Annotated in this window: 9 protein-coding genes; 7 read left to right on the top strand and 2 right to left on the bottom strand. The window is 71.2% G+C overall.

The features are described 5' to 3' along the window. The first annotated feature begins 120 nt into the window (after positions 1 to 120). The gene (locus tag ACFWGJ_RS32055; protein WP_387331696.1) at positions 121 to 3,210 is read left to right on the top strand and encodes an AAA family ATPase; all 3,090 of its coding nucleotides are present in this window, start codon (positions 121 to 123) and stop codon (positions 3,208 to 3,210) included. A gap of 62 nt (positions 3,211 to 3,272) precedes the next feature. Continuing rightward, positions 3,273 to 3,500, top strand: coding sequence for a DUF6191 domain-containing protein (locus tag ACFWGJ_RS32050; protein WP_387331694.1), 228 nt, complete (start codon positions 3,273 to 3,275; stop codon positions 3,498 to 3,500). Positions 3,501 to 3,540: 40 nt separating this feature from the next. On the opposite strand, the gene ACFWGJ_RS32045 is transcribed toward ACFWGJ_RS32050, so the two are convergent. Then, on the bottom strand, positions 3,541 to 4,707 hold the full coding sequence (locus tag ACFWGJ_RS32045; RefSeq protein ID WP_387331692.1) for a PQQ-dependent sugar dehydrogenase: 1,167 nt from the start codon (positions 4,705 to 4,707) through the stop codon (positions 3,541 to 3,543). Between the two features lie 192 nt (positions 4,708 to 4,899). Then, a complete protein-coding gene (locus ACFWGJ_RS32040) occupies positions 4,900 to 5,913 on the bottom strand; it encodes an aldo/keto reductase (RefSeq protein WP_387331690.1) in 1,014 nt (337 codons plus the stop codon). 75 nt (positions 5,914 to 5,988) lie between these two features. Between ACFWGJ_RS32040 and ACFWGJ_RS32035 the strand changes: the two genes are divergently transcribed. The 5 genes from ACFWGJ_RS32035 to ilvC all read left to right on the top strand — a co-directional run bounded on the left by ACFWGJ_RS32035 (position 5,989) and on the right by ilvC (position 14,118). Then, positions 5,989 to 6,930 carry a 2-hydroxyacid dehydrogenase gene (locus ACFWGJ_RS32035; RefSeq protein ID WP_387331688.1) on the top strand — a complete coding sequence of 314 codons (942 nt, stop codon included), beginning with the start codon at positions 5,989 to 5,991 and terminating at the stop codon, positions 6,928 to 6,930. A 463-nt stretch (positions 6,931 to 7,393) separates the two neighbouring features. Further along, complete coding sequence (locus tag ACFWGJ_RS32030) at positions 7,394 to 10,294, top strand: putative bifunctional diguanylate cyclase/phosphodiesterase (RefSeq protein WP_387331686.1); 2,901 nt, start codon at positions 7,394 to 7,396, stop codon at positions 10,292 to 10,294. 239 nt (positions 10,295 to 10,533) lie between these two features. Continuing rightward, positions 10,534 to 12,390 (top strand): acetolactate synthase large subunit, encoded by a 1,857-nt coding sequence (locus tag ACFWGJ_RS32025; RefSeq protein ID WP_387331684.1) that lies wholly within the window; start codon positions 10,534 to 10,536, stop codon positions 12,388 to 12,390. A 26-nt stretch (positions 12,391 to 12,416) separates the two neighbouring features. Next, positions 12,417 to 12,944, top strand: coding sequence for an acetolactate synthase small subunit (gene ilvN / locus ACFWGJ_RS32020; protein ID WP_107021902.1), 528 nt, complete (start codon positions 12,417 to 12,419; stop codon positions 12,942 to 12,944). Between the two features lie 175 nt (positions 12,945 to 13,119). Further along, on the top strand, positions 13,120 to 14,118 hold the full coding sequence (gene ilvC / locus ACFWGJ_RS32015; RefSeq protein WP_387331681.1) for a ketol-acid reductoisomerase: 999 nt from the start codon (positions 13,120 to 13,122) through the stop codon (positions 14,116 to 14,118). The last annotated feature ends 34 nt before the right edge of the window (positions 14,119 to 14,152 follow it).

The following is a 14,152-nucleotide window of genomic DNA, read 5'->3' as shown; positions in this document are numbered from 1 at the left end:
GCCACCGCGGCCGGGCCCGAGGTCGTGTCCGCGCCGGGGGCGAGCGGGCCCCGGACAGATGGAATCGGCGCCGCGGCCGGGGCCCCGATAACCAGTGACGCCGTGTCCGACCCCTGTGCGATGCTCGGCGCTGTGGAGACCAGGTCCGTCAGTCCGGTCTTCGTCGGCCGGACCGACGAACTGGGCGTACTGAACGACGCGCTCGCCCGTGCCGCCGCGGGCGAGCCCCAGGCGCTGCTCCTCGGCGGTGAGGCCGGTGTCGGAAAGACCCGCCTCATCGAGGAGTTCGCGGCGGGCGCCTGCCGCGAGGGCGCCGTCGTGGCCGTCGGCGGCTGCGTCGAGATCGGCGCCGACGGACTGCCCTTCGCCCCCTTCTCCACCGCCCTGCGGGCCCTGCGCCGCCACCTGCCCGACGCGCTCGCCGCCGCCGCCGCGGGCCAGGAGGAGGAACTGGCCCGGCTGCTGCCCGAGTTGGGGGAGACCACCCGCGGGCGGCACGACGAGGACGGCATGGCCCGCCTCTTCGAACTCACCGTCCGCCTCCTGGAACGCGTCGCCGCCGAGCGCCCCGTCGTCGTCCTCCTGGAGGACCTGCACTGGGCGGACGCCTCCACCCGCCACCTCCTCGCCTACCTCTTCCGGACCCTGCGCAGCGGCCACCTCCTCGTCGTCGCCACCTACCGCGCCGACGACATCCACCGCCGCCACCCCCTGCGCCCGCTGCTCGCCGAACTCGACCGGCTGCGCACCGTCCGGCGGATCGAGCTGCGCCGCTTCACCCGCGCCGAGGTCGCCCGCCAGATCGCCGGAATCTTCGGCTCCGAGCCCGACGAGGTCCAGGTCGACGACATCTTCGCCCGCTCCGACGGCAACGCCTTCTTCGTCGAGGAACTGGCCGTCGCCGCCCTCGACGGCTGCGCCACCGGCCTCACCGACTCCCTGCGCGATCTGCTCCTCGTGCGCGTCGAGAGCCTGCCCGAGAGCTCCCAGCGGGTCGCCAGGATCGTCGCCGAGGGCGGCTCGACCGTGGAGTACCGGCTGCTCGCGGCCGTGGCCCGGCTCTCTGAGGACGACCTCATCGAGGCGCTGCGGGCCGCCGTCGGCGCCAACATCCTGCTCGCGACGCCCGACGGCGACGGCTACCGCTTCCGGCACTCCCTGGTGCGCGAGGCCGTCGGCGACGACCTGCTCCCCGGCGAGCGCTCCCGCCTCAACCGCCGCTACGCACAAGTCCTGGAAGCCGACCCCTCACTCGTCCCGGCCGGTGAGCGCGCCGCCCGGCTGGCCAGCCACTGGTACCACGCGCACGACGCCGCCAAGGCCCTGCCCGCCGTCCTCGACGCCTCCGTCGCGGCCCGCCGCCGCCACGCCTACTCGGAGCAGGTACGCCTCCTGGAACGGGCGATGGAGCTGTGGGACACCGCCCCCGAGCCCGTACGCGCGGCACTGCGCACCGGCGACTACAGCGAGGCCTACCCGCCCCCACCGCCCGCAGTGCGCGGCGAGGGCGACGCCGACCGCGACCCGGCCACCACCCCGCTGCACTATCTCGACCTCCTGGCCGAGGCGGCCGTGGCGGGCCGGTTCTGCGGCGAACGCAAACGCGCGCTGAAGATGACCAAGCGGGCCCTGCACCTCCTGGAGGACCGGCAGGACCCCCTGCGCGCCGCCTGGTTCTGGATCCAGCGCTCCCGTCTCGTCGAAGGACAGGGCCTCGGCGACGGCTGGCAGGAACTGGGCACCGCGCAGGACCTCGTCCGGGGACTGCCGCCGTCCGAGGTGCACGCCGACGTCCTCGCCCATGTCGCCAACTGGCTGATGGTGCACCGGCCCGGCCCGGACGCCCTCCAGGCCGCCGAACGCGCCGTGCAGTACGCCCGCATGGTCGGAGCCCGCGACATCGAGCTGAACGCCCGCCTCACCCTGGGCGGACTCCTGGTCGAGTCCGGCGACATCGGCGCCGGACTCGCCGAGGTGCACGACGTCAAGGAACGGGCCACGGAACTCGGCGCCGCCTACGTGATGGGCCGCGCCCATGTGAACCTCCCCTCCCACCTGGAGGGCGTCGGCCGCTCCCAGGAAGCCGTCGGCATCCTGGAGGAAGGCGTCCGGCTCACCCGCAGATACGGGCTGCTGGACACCGAGGCCTGGGTCTGGGGCAACCTCGGCGAGTCCCTCTTCTCGCTGGGCCGCTGGCCCGAAGCCGCCGAAGCCGGATACAACTCCGAGCGTGTCGGCCAGAGCGCCAAACCCCGGGGCTTCCGCACCATGCTCCACGCCCGCCTGGAGCTCGCCCGGGGCGACCTGACCACCGCACGCGCCCGCCTGGCCGAGGCCCGAGGCCACTTCGGCACCCACGACGCCGTGCCCCAGAACGCGCTGCCGCTGACCACCCTCGCGATCGGCATCGCGGCCGGTGAGGGCCGCCTCCAAGACGCCCGCACCGAACTGGACGAGGCACTGGGCCTCGGCTTCCCGCCGGGCACCCAGCGCTACGGCTGGCCCCTGCTGCTCGCCGCGGCGACCGCGGAGGCCGACGCCCGCGGACTGCCCGCCGCCGAACCGGGCCGCGCCGACCTCGTCGAACGGCTGCGCACGACCGCCAAGTCCCTCGCCACGAACGTGCCCGTATGGCAGGCGCACGAGCGCTGGGTACGCGTCGAACTGCTGCGTGCCGAGAGCCGGGACACCCCGGACGACTGGTCCGAGGTCGTCACGGCCTTCGAACCGCTGGAGCGCCCGTACGACCTCGCCCGCGTCCGGCACCGTCTCGCGGAGGCCCTGCTGGGCTCCGGCGGCACGGAGGAGGAGCGGGCCCGCGCCACCGAGCTGCTGCGGCTGGCCCGGGCCGTCGCCGACCACCTCGGCGCACGGCCGCTGGCCGAGGCCGTCGCCCTGCTCGCCCAGCGCGCCCGCCTCACCCTCGCCCGCTCGCCCGGGCGGACCCAGCTCGCTCCCGCCGACCCGGCCGAGGCGCTCGGCCTCACCAGCCGCGAGCGGGACGTCCTGCGCCTGGTGGCCGTCGGCCGCACGAACCGCCAGATCGCCGAGGAGCTCTTCATCTCCCCGAAGACCGCCAGCGTCCACGTCTCGAACATCCTGGCCAAGCTCGGCGTCTCCGGCCGGGGCGAGGCGGCGGCCGTCGCGCACCGGATGCGGCTGTTCCCGCCGGAGACGGCCGCCGCCCGCCCGACCGGACGAGCAGGCTGACTTCCACGCGGTGAGGTTTACGCTGTAAGAGACGCCGGGCCGAAGGAGCCGCTGTGTTCAACATGATCGAGAATCTCTTCGCACCGGGCCGCAAGCACACCGACGACGAGAACAAGCGGCTGGAACTGACCCGCGTGGATCTGAACGACGGTGACCCCGGACGCGGCCCCATAGACCTGACCTCGGGCAAGGTGGTCGTCCGCCCGCCGACACAGCCCACGGGGGAGCGGGACGAGCTGGACGGGCAGGACGGGCCGCGGGCGCAGGACGACCCGGAAGCGCCCGTCTAGGCATCCGGTTTCGCCTCACGCCACCACACTCCACCCCGCCTCACTTCACCTGCAGCTCCAGGATCCGGTCGTCCCCGCCGCCAGGGGTCCCCCTTCCGTCCGTCTCGCTCGTGACCAGCCACAGCTTGTCGCCGCCCGCCGACACCACCGTGCGCAGCCGGCCGTACTTCTCCGCCAGGAAGGCCTGGGGCTTCGCCGACTCCTCCGTGCCCCTGAGCGGGATGCGCCACAGCCGCTTGCCGCGCAGCCCCGCCATCCAGACGGAGCCCTCCGCGTAGGCGATACCGCTCGGAGAGGCCTCGTCGGTGCTCCACTGGTCGATCGGGCTCTCGTACTTCGCGTCGTCGGACTTGCCTTCCACATCGGGCCAGCCGTAGTTGCCGCCCGGCTTGATGTGGTTCAGCTCGTCCCAGGTGTCCTGGCCGAACTCCGAGGCGAACAGCCGCTGCTTGGAATCCCAGGCGAGGCCCTGCACATTGCGGTGCCCGTACGAGTAGACGGGCGAGTCGAACGGGTTGCCCGGGGCCGGCTCGCCCTCCGGGGTCAGGCGCAGGATCTTGCCGCCCGTCGACTTCTTGTCCTGCGCCAGCTCGGTGACATAGGTCTCGCCCGTGCCCACGTACAGCATCTTGTCCGGGCCGAAGGCGATCCGGCCGCCGTTGTGGTTCGTGCCCTTGGGGATGCCCCGGAACACCGTGTCGGGGGCGCCCAGGCGCTCACCGGCGGGCCTCTTCGCGTCGTACTGCATGCGCACGATGCGGTTGTCCGAGTCCGAGGTGAAGTAGGCGTAGACCATGTGGTCCGATGCGTACGTCGGGGACAGGGCCAGGCCCATCAGGCCGCCCTCGCCGCCGGGGGCGACCCCGGGCACCGAGCCGACCTCGGTCTTCTTGCCGGTCTTCTCGTCGACCAGGGTGATCGTCCCCTCGTCGCGCGAGGACACCAGGAGGCCGCCCTCGGGCAGGGCCGCCAGGCCCCAGGGTGTCTTGAGGCCCTCGGTGACGGTCCGCACGACCTTCACGGAGCCCTTGGCGGGCGGCGCCTCCTCGGCCGCCCGCTCGGAGGCCGGGGGAGAGGTGGCGGGCTTCGGAGAGACCCAGGGCATGCCCCCGCCGCCGTCCGAACTCCCCCCGTCGTCCGAGGAGCATCCGGCCGCCAGCAGGAGCGTGGCTGCGGCCAACACGGCCGTCACAGCTCGTCGTTGCACGATGCGGGATCCCTTCGACGTGGCAGGTTCTACTTTTCATACACCGCCCGGGTCTCCCGGGTTCCCGATCACGGACACCGAATCGCCGGACCCGCGCCCGAACCGGGCGATTGCGGGCCGGAACCCCGGCCGGGCTGGGCCGGAACCCCGGCCGGGCCGGACCGGAACCCCGGCCCGGCCCCGGAGTCCCGCTCAGTCCCAGGACCCCAGCGCCGCGGGCAGTTCCGCCACCTCGGCGAGATCCTCCGCCGTCAGCCGCAGCCCGGCCGCCGCCGCGTTCTCCGCGGCCCAGCACTCCCGCTTGGTCCCGGGCACCGGAACCACCTGCTCCCCGCGCGACAGCACCCACGCGAGAGCCACCTGCGCGGGGGTGACGTCCGCGCCCCGCGCCCCGGCCGAGTGACGGGCGGCGATGCGGCGCAGACCGACGACGATCGGCTGGTTCGCGGCCATCATCTCGGCGGTGAACCGGGGATGCCTGGCCCGCAGGTCGTCGGGCTCGAACCCCTCGCCGGGAGTGAGCGTCCCGGTCAAGAAGCCGTTGCCGAGCGGCATCGCGGCGAGGAAACCGACCCCGCGCGCCTCGCACCACGGCAGCAGGGACTCCAGTGCCTCCGGCGACCACACCGACAGCTCGGCCTGAACCGCGCTCACCGGGAAGACCTGCTGCACCCGCTCCAGTTTCCGTATCGTCCCGTCGTGCAGCCGCGCACCCGGCCGGCGGCCGGCCCGGGCGCCCACCGCGCACAGCCCCAGAGCCCGCACCTTCCCGGCCGTGACCAGTTCCGCCATCGCGCCCCAGGTCTCCTCGACCGGCACCTCCGGGTCCTCGCGGTGCAGTTGGTAGAGGTCTATGACATCCGTCTGCAGTCGGCGCAGCGAGGCGTCGCACGCCCGCTTCACATAGCCGGGGCGGCCGTTGGCCACGATGTGCTGCTCACCCACCAGCAGGCCGACCTTGGTCGACACGAAGGCCTCCGCGCGCCGCTCCTTCAACGCGCGGCCCACCAGCAGCTCATTGGTGAACGGCCCGTACATGTCGGCGGTGTCCAGGAGCGTGGCCCCCCGGTCCAGGGCCGCGTGCACGGTGCGCAGCGACTCGGCACCCCGCTGCCGCGAACCCGAGTACGCCCAGTTCATCGGCATGCACCCGAGACCGACAGCCCCCACTTCGAGCGCCGCCGCCCCGATCGTCCTGCGCTCCACCTGGCCGTGCCCTCCCTTTACTGGCACCCCAAACTAACCTCTGCGTCCACGGGCGCTTCGCATAGCCTCCTGACCATGACGTACGAAGTGTGGCTCCCGTTTCCCCCGGACGAACTCGACGGCCTTCCCGAAGGCCTCGACTACCGCTACTGGAACGGTGAGGAGGACTTTCCCGCCGACCCCGCCGACTGCGCCTTCTACGTCGTGCCCTACATGAAGGGCGCCGACATCTCGGTGCGGCCCCTGGCCGCCATGACCTCCGTGCAGGTCGTGCAGACCCTGTCGGCCGGCATCGACCACGTCCAGCCGGGCCTCGAACTGCTCCCCGACGGTGTGCAGTTGTGCAACGCGCGCGGTGTGCACGACGCGAGCACCGCCGAACTCGCCCTCACCCTGATCCTCGCCTCGCTGCGCGGCATCCCCGACTTCGTCCGCGGTCAGGACAGCGAGGAGTGGCGGTCCGGGTTCCGTCCCGCGCTCGCGGACAAGAGCGTTCTCATCGTCGGCTACGGAGCGGTGGGTTCGGCCATCGAGGACCGGCTCGCGCCGTTCGAGCTCGCGCGGGTGGCGCGCGTCGCGCGCTCCGCACGTGAGACCGCGCGCGGCCCCGTGCATCCGATTTCCGCCCTGCGGGAGCTCCTGCCGGAAGCCGACGTGGTGGTGCTCATCACGCCGCTCACCGAGCAGACGAAAGGCCTGGCCGGAGCCGACTTCCTGGCCCGGATGAAGGACGGGGCGCTCCTCGTGAACGTGGCCCGCGGCGGTGTCGTCGACACCAAGGCGCTCCTCGCCGAGCTGGAGAGCGGCCGGCTCCGGGCGGCCCTGGACGTCACCGACCCCGAACCGCTGCCGCCGGGGCACCCCCTGTGGCACGCCCCGAACGTGCTCATCAGCCCTCATGTGGGCGGCCCCACCTCCGCGTTCCTCCCACGGGCCCGGCGGCTCCTCCTGGACCAGTTGAACCGCTTCGTGAACCGGGAGCCACTGCGGAACGTGGTCCTTACGACGGGCTCGTAGTCCTCCCTGCTCCCGTCCGGGCACGCACGGCGGGCACTCGTGGGTACCCTCCGCATTCCACCGAACGCGCGCCGTGTCCAATTCCCCGTCGACCGTCACGGAGCGTAGAGGAACTATGTCCCTGAGTGACGAGACTGGTGTATCGTCCCGACAGGGGCTGCGCCGCGCACCATCCGGCGCCGGGGACTGAGAGACAGCAACAGCGAGGGGGGCGACGGGCGATGCACGGCCTATGGACCAACGATCCGACGCGACGGGGCCGCCGACGGCGACCCTGGTGTCCACCCGCGCGCAGATGCGGCCACAGCGGCCATCACCACCGCCGGCCGAGCGGTCGCAGGCGTCACGCGCATCCGGCGCACCGGGACCAGAGGGACTCGGGGGCGGCTCGGCCCGGAGAGACACAGTGAGCTCCCCGGGGGCCGTGCTGACCCGCGGTCAGGTAACCGGGGGCGGGACGGGCATGGTCCCGCAACTCGTGCTGGCCCTGATGTGCGCGGGATACGCCGTCGGTTCCGCGCTCGGCTGGGGCTCACCACGACTGGCCCTGATCATGGGCGACTTCGGGCTGAGCGCGGCGGCCGCCACCGCGGCCGTCTCCTGCTTCCTCTGCGCCCGCACCCGGCGCAGCCGCTTTCGACCCGCATGGCTGCTCTTCTCGCTCTCCTCCACGATGGCGGCGGTGGGCAACTTCGTCTGGGGCTGGTACGAGGTAGTCCTGCAGATCCAGGTGCCCAGCCCCAGCTGGGCGGACCTGTTCTTCCTGTGCTTCGCCCCACCGGCCATCGTGGGACTGCTCGTCCTGGCCAAACGGCCGGTGAGCAAGGCCGGCTGGGTCTGCCTGGGACTCGACGCCTGGCTGATCGGCGGCTCGCTGCTCACGCTCTCCTGGAGCCTCGCGCTCGCCCAGGCGGCCAAGGCGGAGGAACCGAGCGTCCCCCACACCGCGCTGTCGCTCGCCTATCCGCTGCTCGACATCGCTCTCGTGAGCATGGTGCTCGCACTGCACTTCAGGCGGTCGGCGGTGAACCGCTCCGCGGTGAACACCGCGATCGGTGCGCTGGCCCTGACGGTGATGTGCGACGCCCTGTTCACCTCGCCACTGCTCCACAACGACTACCGCTCGGGGCAGTTGCTCGACGCGGGCTGGTTCGCCGGCTCACTGCTGCTCGCCTACGCCCCCTGGATGGGGCAGGGGCACGGACACACGGAAGAAGAGGGGCACACGCGCGTGGTGTACGGCTACGTGCCCGGGCCCCGGCAGGGACAACCGGCACACGTGCCCCTCCAGGAGGGAGGTCACAGTCGGTATCCCCTCGGTCGGCCCATCAGCAGTTCGCTGGCGGCGCTCACCCCCTACCTGGCCGCCGCCGTCTGCACGCTGGGGATTCTCTACAACGTGCTCAACGGCCGCAGCGTCGACCGCGTGGTGCTCGTCACCGGCGGCACGGTCGTGCTCGCCCTCGTCGTGCGCCAGGGCATCATGCTCGTCGACAACATCACCCTCACGCACGAACTGGCGCAGAAGGAGAACCACTTCCGCTCCCTGGTGCAGGGCTCCAGCGACGTCATCATGATCGCCGCACCGAACGGCATCCTGCGGTACGTCAGCCCGGCCGCCGCCGGGGTCTACGGACGGCCCGCCGAGGAACTGGTCGGCTCCGAACTGGCCACGCTGATCCACCCGGAGGACCTGGGCTGCGTGGTGCACGAGGTGCGCCGCTTCCTCGCCGCCAGCCCCGCGGAGGAACCCACCACCCGCATAGAGTGCCGCTTCCGGTCCGGCGGCGGAGGCTGGCTCAACGTCGAGTCGACCGTCAACCGCCACCACGGCGGCCTCATCTTCAACAGCCGTGACGTGACCGAACGGGTCCGCCTGCAGGCCCAGTTGCAGCACAACGCCGAACACGACCCGCTCACCGACCTGCCCAACCGCGCCCTGTTCACCCAGCGCGTCGGACAGGCGCTCTCCGGCCGCCGCTCCTCCGACCACGGCACCGCCGTGCTCTTCATCGACCTCGACGGCTTCAAGGCGGTCAACGACACCATCGGCCACCAGGCCGGTGACGAACTCCTCGTGCAGGCCGCCCGCAGGCTCCAGGACGCGGTCCGCAAGGGGGACACCGCCTCCCGGCTCGGCGGCGACGAGTTCGCCGCCCTGATCGTCGGCGACGGCTCCCGCGACCGCACCGCGCGCGAGCGTCACATCTTCGAACTCGCCGACCGGCTGCGCACGACCCTGTCGCAGCCCTACCTCATCGACGGCAACGATGTCCGGGTCGCCGCCTCCATCGGGGTGTCCTTCTCCGAGCCGGGCCTGGGCGCCGGCGAACTGCTGCGCAACGCCGACCTGGCGATGTACCGCGCGAAGGCGGCCGGAAAGGGCCGCGTCGAGCTGTACGTGCCACAGATGCAGCAGGACGTCGTCCGCAAGGCGGAGCTGGCCACCAGGCTGCGTGCCGCCCTGCACGACGGCGAGTTCGCCCTGCTGCACCAGCCCGTGGTCTGTCTGGACACCGGCCGGATCACCGCGGTGGCGGCGCAGGCGCGCTGGCGCTCGGCCCAGGGGGTGCTGTTCACGCCCGCCGAGTTCCTGCGCGTCGCCGAGGACAGCGACCGCACCGCAGAGCTCGGCCGCTGGATGCTGGAGGAAGCGGTCGAACAGGCCGCCGAGCGCGCGGCCACCGGACTGGCCGTGCCCGTGGCCGTCCGGATGACCGCCCGCAGACTCCTCGACCGCTCCATGCCGCTGAGTTCCGTGGAGGCGCTGCTCACCCGGCACGGACTGCCCTCCGGCGCCCTGATCGTGGAGCTGGCCGAGACGGACCCCAAGGTCTCCCTGGACGAGCTGGAGCGCCGTCTGAAGACGCTCAGGCGGCTCGGCGTGCGGATCGCCCTGGAGGGCTTCGGTAGCGGGTACGCCACGATCACCGCGCTGCGCCGGCTGCCCGTGGACGTACTGAAACTGGACCGCGGTCTGGTCGAGGGAGTCGTCGAGTCCGCCCGGCTCCACAAGATCACCAGTGGGCTGCTGCGGATCGCCAACGACCTGGGGCTGCAGTCCGTGGCCGACGGCGTGGATCTGCCCGAGCAGGTGATCGCCCTGCGCTCGATGGGCTGCACCCATGGACAGGGCGTGGCCTTCTCCGGACCGCTGGACGAGTACCGGATGCGCCGAGCCCTCGCGGGCGGTGCCTACACCGTGCCCCACGGCCCCGTCGAGCCGGTCTTCGCAGGAGGTGGTGGAAGCGGCGTCTTCGCAGGTGGGGGCGCAAGTGCGTACGCGGCGGGCGCCGCCTCGGGAGGGTACGGAACCGGTATCGCGCTCCGCTCACATAATGAGACTCCCGTCCCACCCACTTGACACGCACAGCGTGCCGGGGGGAGGGTCTGTGCCATGCGCACCCGAATTCTCGTACTTGGAAAGCGCGTCGGCTGAGCTGGGAAGCACCGGATCGATGACCCGGAAGTCCCCGCTAACGCACCCGACGCGCTCCCCTCGCTTGCCTCACGGCACGAGGGGTTTTTTGTTGCACCAGTGACTGTCGATCAGTAACCGCACACCGCTCAAAACTCGCAAAAACCCTCAGCATCGAGAAGAGAATGCCGATGACCGAGCAGGCCACCGGGGCCCACCACCCGCAGCCGCGGCCCCGTTCCGGAGGACAGCAGTCCGCCCCCGAGCAGGTGACGGGAGCGCAGTCCCTCGTCCGCTCTCTTGAGGAGGTCGGGGCCGACACGGTATTCGGCATTCCGGGCGGCACCATCCTTCCGGCGTACGACCCGCTGATGGACTCCGAGCGGGTGCGGCACGTGCTGGTCCGCCACGAGCAGGGCGCGGGCCACGCGGCCACCGGATACGCGCAGGCCACCGGCAAGGTCGGGGTGTGCATGGCGACGTCCGGGCCGGGCGCCACCAACCTGGTGACCCCGATCGCGGACGCCCACATGGACTCCGTGCCGCTGGTCGCGATCACCGGGCAGGTCGTGTCCAACGCGATCGGCACGGACGCCTTCCAGGAGGCGGACATCGTCGGCATCACCATGCCGATCACCAAGCACAGCTTCCTGGTCACCAAGGCGGAGGACATCCCCCAGGCGATCGCGCAGGCGTTCCACATCGCCTCCAGCGGCCGTCCGGGGCCGGTCCTGGTGGACATCCCCAAGGACATCCTCCAGGCCAGGACCACCTTCTCCTGGCCGCCGGTCATGGACCTGCCCGGCTACCGCCCGGTGACCAAGCCGCACGCCAAGCAGATCCGCGAGGCGGCCCGGCTGATCACCCAGGCGAAGCGGCCCGTCCTCTACGTCGGCGGCGGCGTCATCAAGGCCGGTGCCACCGCCGAACTGAAGGTCCTCGCGGAACTCACCGGAGCGCCCGTCACCACCACCCTGATGGCGCTCGGCGCATTCCCCGACAGCCACCCGCTGCACGTGGGAATGCCGGGCATGCACGGTTCGGTCACCGCCGTCACCGCGCTGCAGAAGGCCGACCTGATCGTCGCCCTCGGAGCCCGCTTCGACGACCGCGTCACCGGCAAGCTGGACAGCTTCGCCCCGCACGCGAAGATCGTCCACGCCGACATCGACCCGGCCGAGATCGGCAAGAACCGCGCCGCCGACGTGCCGATCGTCGGAGACGCCCGCGAGGTCATCGCGGACCTGATCCAGGCCGTGCAGAAGGAGCACAGCGACGGTCACCCCGGCGACTACACCGCCTGGTGGAAGGACCTCGGCCGCTGGCGCGAGACCTACCCGCTGGGGTACGAGCAGCCCGACAACGGCTCGCTCTCCCCGCAGCAGGTCATCGAGCGCGTCGGACAGCTCGCCCCGCAGGGAACGATCTTCGCCGCGGGTGTGGGCCAGCACCAGATGTGGGCCGCGCACTACATCCAGTACGAACAGCCCGCGACCTGGCTGAACTCCGGCGGCGCCGGGACGATGGGCTACGCGGTCCCGGCCGCGATGGGCGCCAAGGCCGGCGCACCGGACCGTACGGTCTGGGCGATCGACGGTGACGGCTGCTTCCAGATGACCAATCAGGAACTCACCACCTGCGCCCTGAACAACATCCCGATCAAGGTCGCCATCATCAACAACGGCGCCCTCGGAATGGTCCGCCAGTGGCAGACCCTCTTCTACAACCAGCGGTACTCCAACACCGTGCTGCACTCCGGTCCGGGCGCCGACGGCAAGCAGCCGAGCGCCGGCACCCGCGTCCCCGACTTCGTGAAGCTGTCGGAGGCCATGGGCTGCTACGCGATCCGCTGCGAGTCCGCGGACGACCTGGACAAGGTCATCGAAGAGGCGAACTCGATCAACGACCGTCCCGTCGTGATCGACTTCATCGTCCACGAGGACGCCATGGTGTGGCCGATGGTCGCCGCCGGCACCTCGAACGACGAGATCCTGGCCGCCCGGGACGTCCGCCCCGACTTCGGCGACAACGAAGACGACTGAGAGCCGTAGGTAAAGGAAGCAGACCCATGTCCAAGCACACGCTCTCCGTCCTGGTGGAGAACAAGCCCGGTGTCCTCGCCCGGATCACCGCCCTGTTCTCCCGGCGCGGCTTCAACATCGACTCCCTCGCCGTCGGTGTCACCGAGCACGCCGACATCTCGCGCATCACCATCGTGGTGAACGTGATCGAGGCACTCCCGCTCGAACAGGTCACCAAGCAGCTCAACAAGCTCGTCAACGTGCTGAAGATCGTCGAGCTGGAACCCGGCGCGGCCGTCCAGCGCGAACTCGTTCTGGTGAAGGTGCGCGCCGACAACGAGACGCGTTCCCAGATCGTGGAGATCGTCCAGCTGTTCCGCGCCAAGACCGTCGACGTCTCCCCGGAGGCCGTCACCATCGAGGCCACCGGCGGCGCCGACAAGCTGGAGGCCATGCTCAAGATGCTGGAGCCGTTCGGCATCAAGGAGCTCGTCCAGTCCGGCACGATCGCCATCGGCCGCGGCTCCCGCTCGATCACCGACCGGTCGCTGCGCGCCCTGGAGCGGTCCGCGTAGGCCCCCGGCCCCGCCGCGCGCGGAGCCTCGTAAAGCCTCGTAAGAGATTCGAGTACGACCGGAAACGGGCGGCCGGCCGCCGTCGGCCGCCCGCATTCCGAGACCCCGGAACTTCCCCCCAGCCCTCCGGCATACGGTGGGACGCAACACCTGCACACCAAGGAGAGAACCCAAAGTGGCCGAGCTGTTCTACGACGCTGACGCCGACCTGTCCATCATCCAGGGCCGCAAGGTCGCGGTCATCGGTTACGGCAGTCAGGGCCACGCCCATGCGCTGTCGCTCCGTGACTCGGGCGTCGACGTCCGGGTCGGTCTGCACGAGGGCTCCAAGTCCAAGGCGAAGGCCGAGGAGCAGGGCCTGCGCGTGGTGACCCCCTCGGAGGCCGCCGCCGAGGCCGACGTCATCATGATCCTCGTCCCGGACCCGATCCAGGCCCAGGTCTACGAGGAGTCCATCAAGGACAACCTCAACGACGGCGACGCGCTGTTCTTCGGCCACGGCCTGAACATCCGCTTCGGCTTCATCAAGCCCCCGGCCGGCGTCGACGTCTGCATGGTCGCCCCCAAGGGCCCGGGCCACCTGGTCCGCCGCCAGTACGAGGAGGGCCGCGGCGTCCCGTGTATCGCGGCCGTCGAGCAGGACGCGACCGGCAACGGCTTCCCGCTGGCGCTCTCGTACGCGAAGGGCATCGGCGGCACCCGCGCCGGCGTCATCAAGACGACCTTCACCGAGGAGACCGAGACCGACCTGTTCGGTGAGCAGGCCGTCCTCTGCGGTGGTACGGCCGCGCTGGTCAAGGCGGGCTTCGAGACGCTGACCGAGGCCGGTTACCAGCCGGAGATCGCGTACTTCGAGTGCCTGCACGAGCTGAAGCTCATCGTCGACCTCATGTACGAGGGCGGCCTGGAGAAGATGCGCTGGTCGATCTCCGAGACCGCCGAGTGGGGCGACTACGTCACCGGCCCGCGGATCATCACCGACGCCACCAAGGCCGAGATGAAGAAGGTCCTCGCCGAGATCCAGGACGGCACCTTCGCCAACAACTGGATGGCCGAGTACCAGGCCGGCCTCCCCAAGTACAACGAGTACAAGAAGGCCGACGAGAACCACCTCCTGGAGACCACCGGCAAGGAACTGCGCAAGCTGATGTCGTGGGTCAACGACGACGAGTGACTCCGTCGGTTCGGCCGTGGTACCGGGTGCGCCC

The sequence above is a fragment of the Streptomyces sp. NPDC060205 genome, assembly GCF_042728395.1.
In the GTDB taxonomy this organism is placed as follows: Bacteria; Actinomycetota; Actinomycetes; order Streptomycetales; family Streptomycetaceae; genus Streptomyces.
Note: the sequence above shows the minus strand (reverse complement) of the source record. Positions and strands in the feature narration are given on the sequence as shown.

Bases quoted from the DNA above. Each gene is read 5' to 3' on its own strand.
- ACFWGJ_RS32030 (WP_387331686.1), top strand. From the start codon at position 7,394: ATGGTCCCGCAACTCGTGCTGGCCCTGATGTGCGCGGGATACGCCGTC.
- ACFWGJ_RS32055 (WP_387331696.1), top strand. From the start codon at position 121: ATGCTCGGCGCTGTGGAGACCAGGTCCGTCAGTCCGGTCTTCGTCGGC.
- ACFWGJ_RS32025 (WP_387331684.1), top strand. From the start codon at position 10,534: ATGCCGATGACCGAGCAGGCCACCGGGGCCCACCACCCGCAGCCGCGG.
- ACFWGJ_RS32050 (WP_387331694.1), top strand. From the start codon at position 3,273: ATGATCGAGAATCTCTTCGCACCGGGCCGCAAGCACACCGACGACGAG.
- ilvN (WP_107021902.1), top strand. From the start codon at position 12,417: ATGTCCAAGCACACGCTCTCCGTCCTGGTGGAGAACAAGCCCGGTGTC.
- ACFWGJ_RS32035 (WP_387331688.1), top strand. From the start codon at position 5,989: ATGACGTACGAAGTGTGGCTCCCGTTTCCCCCGGACGAACTCGACGGC.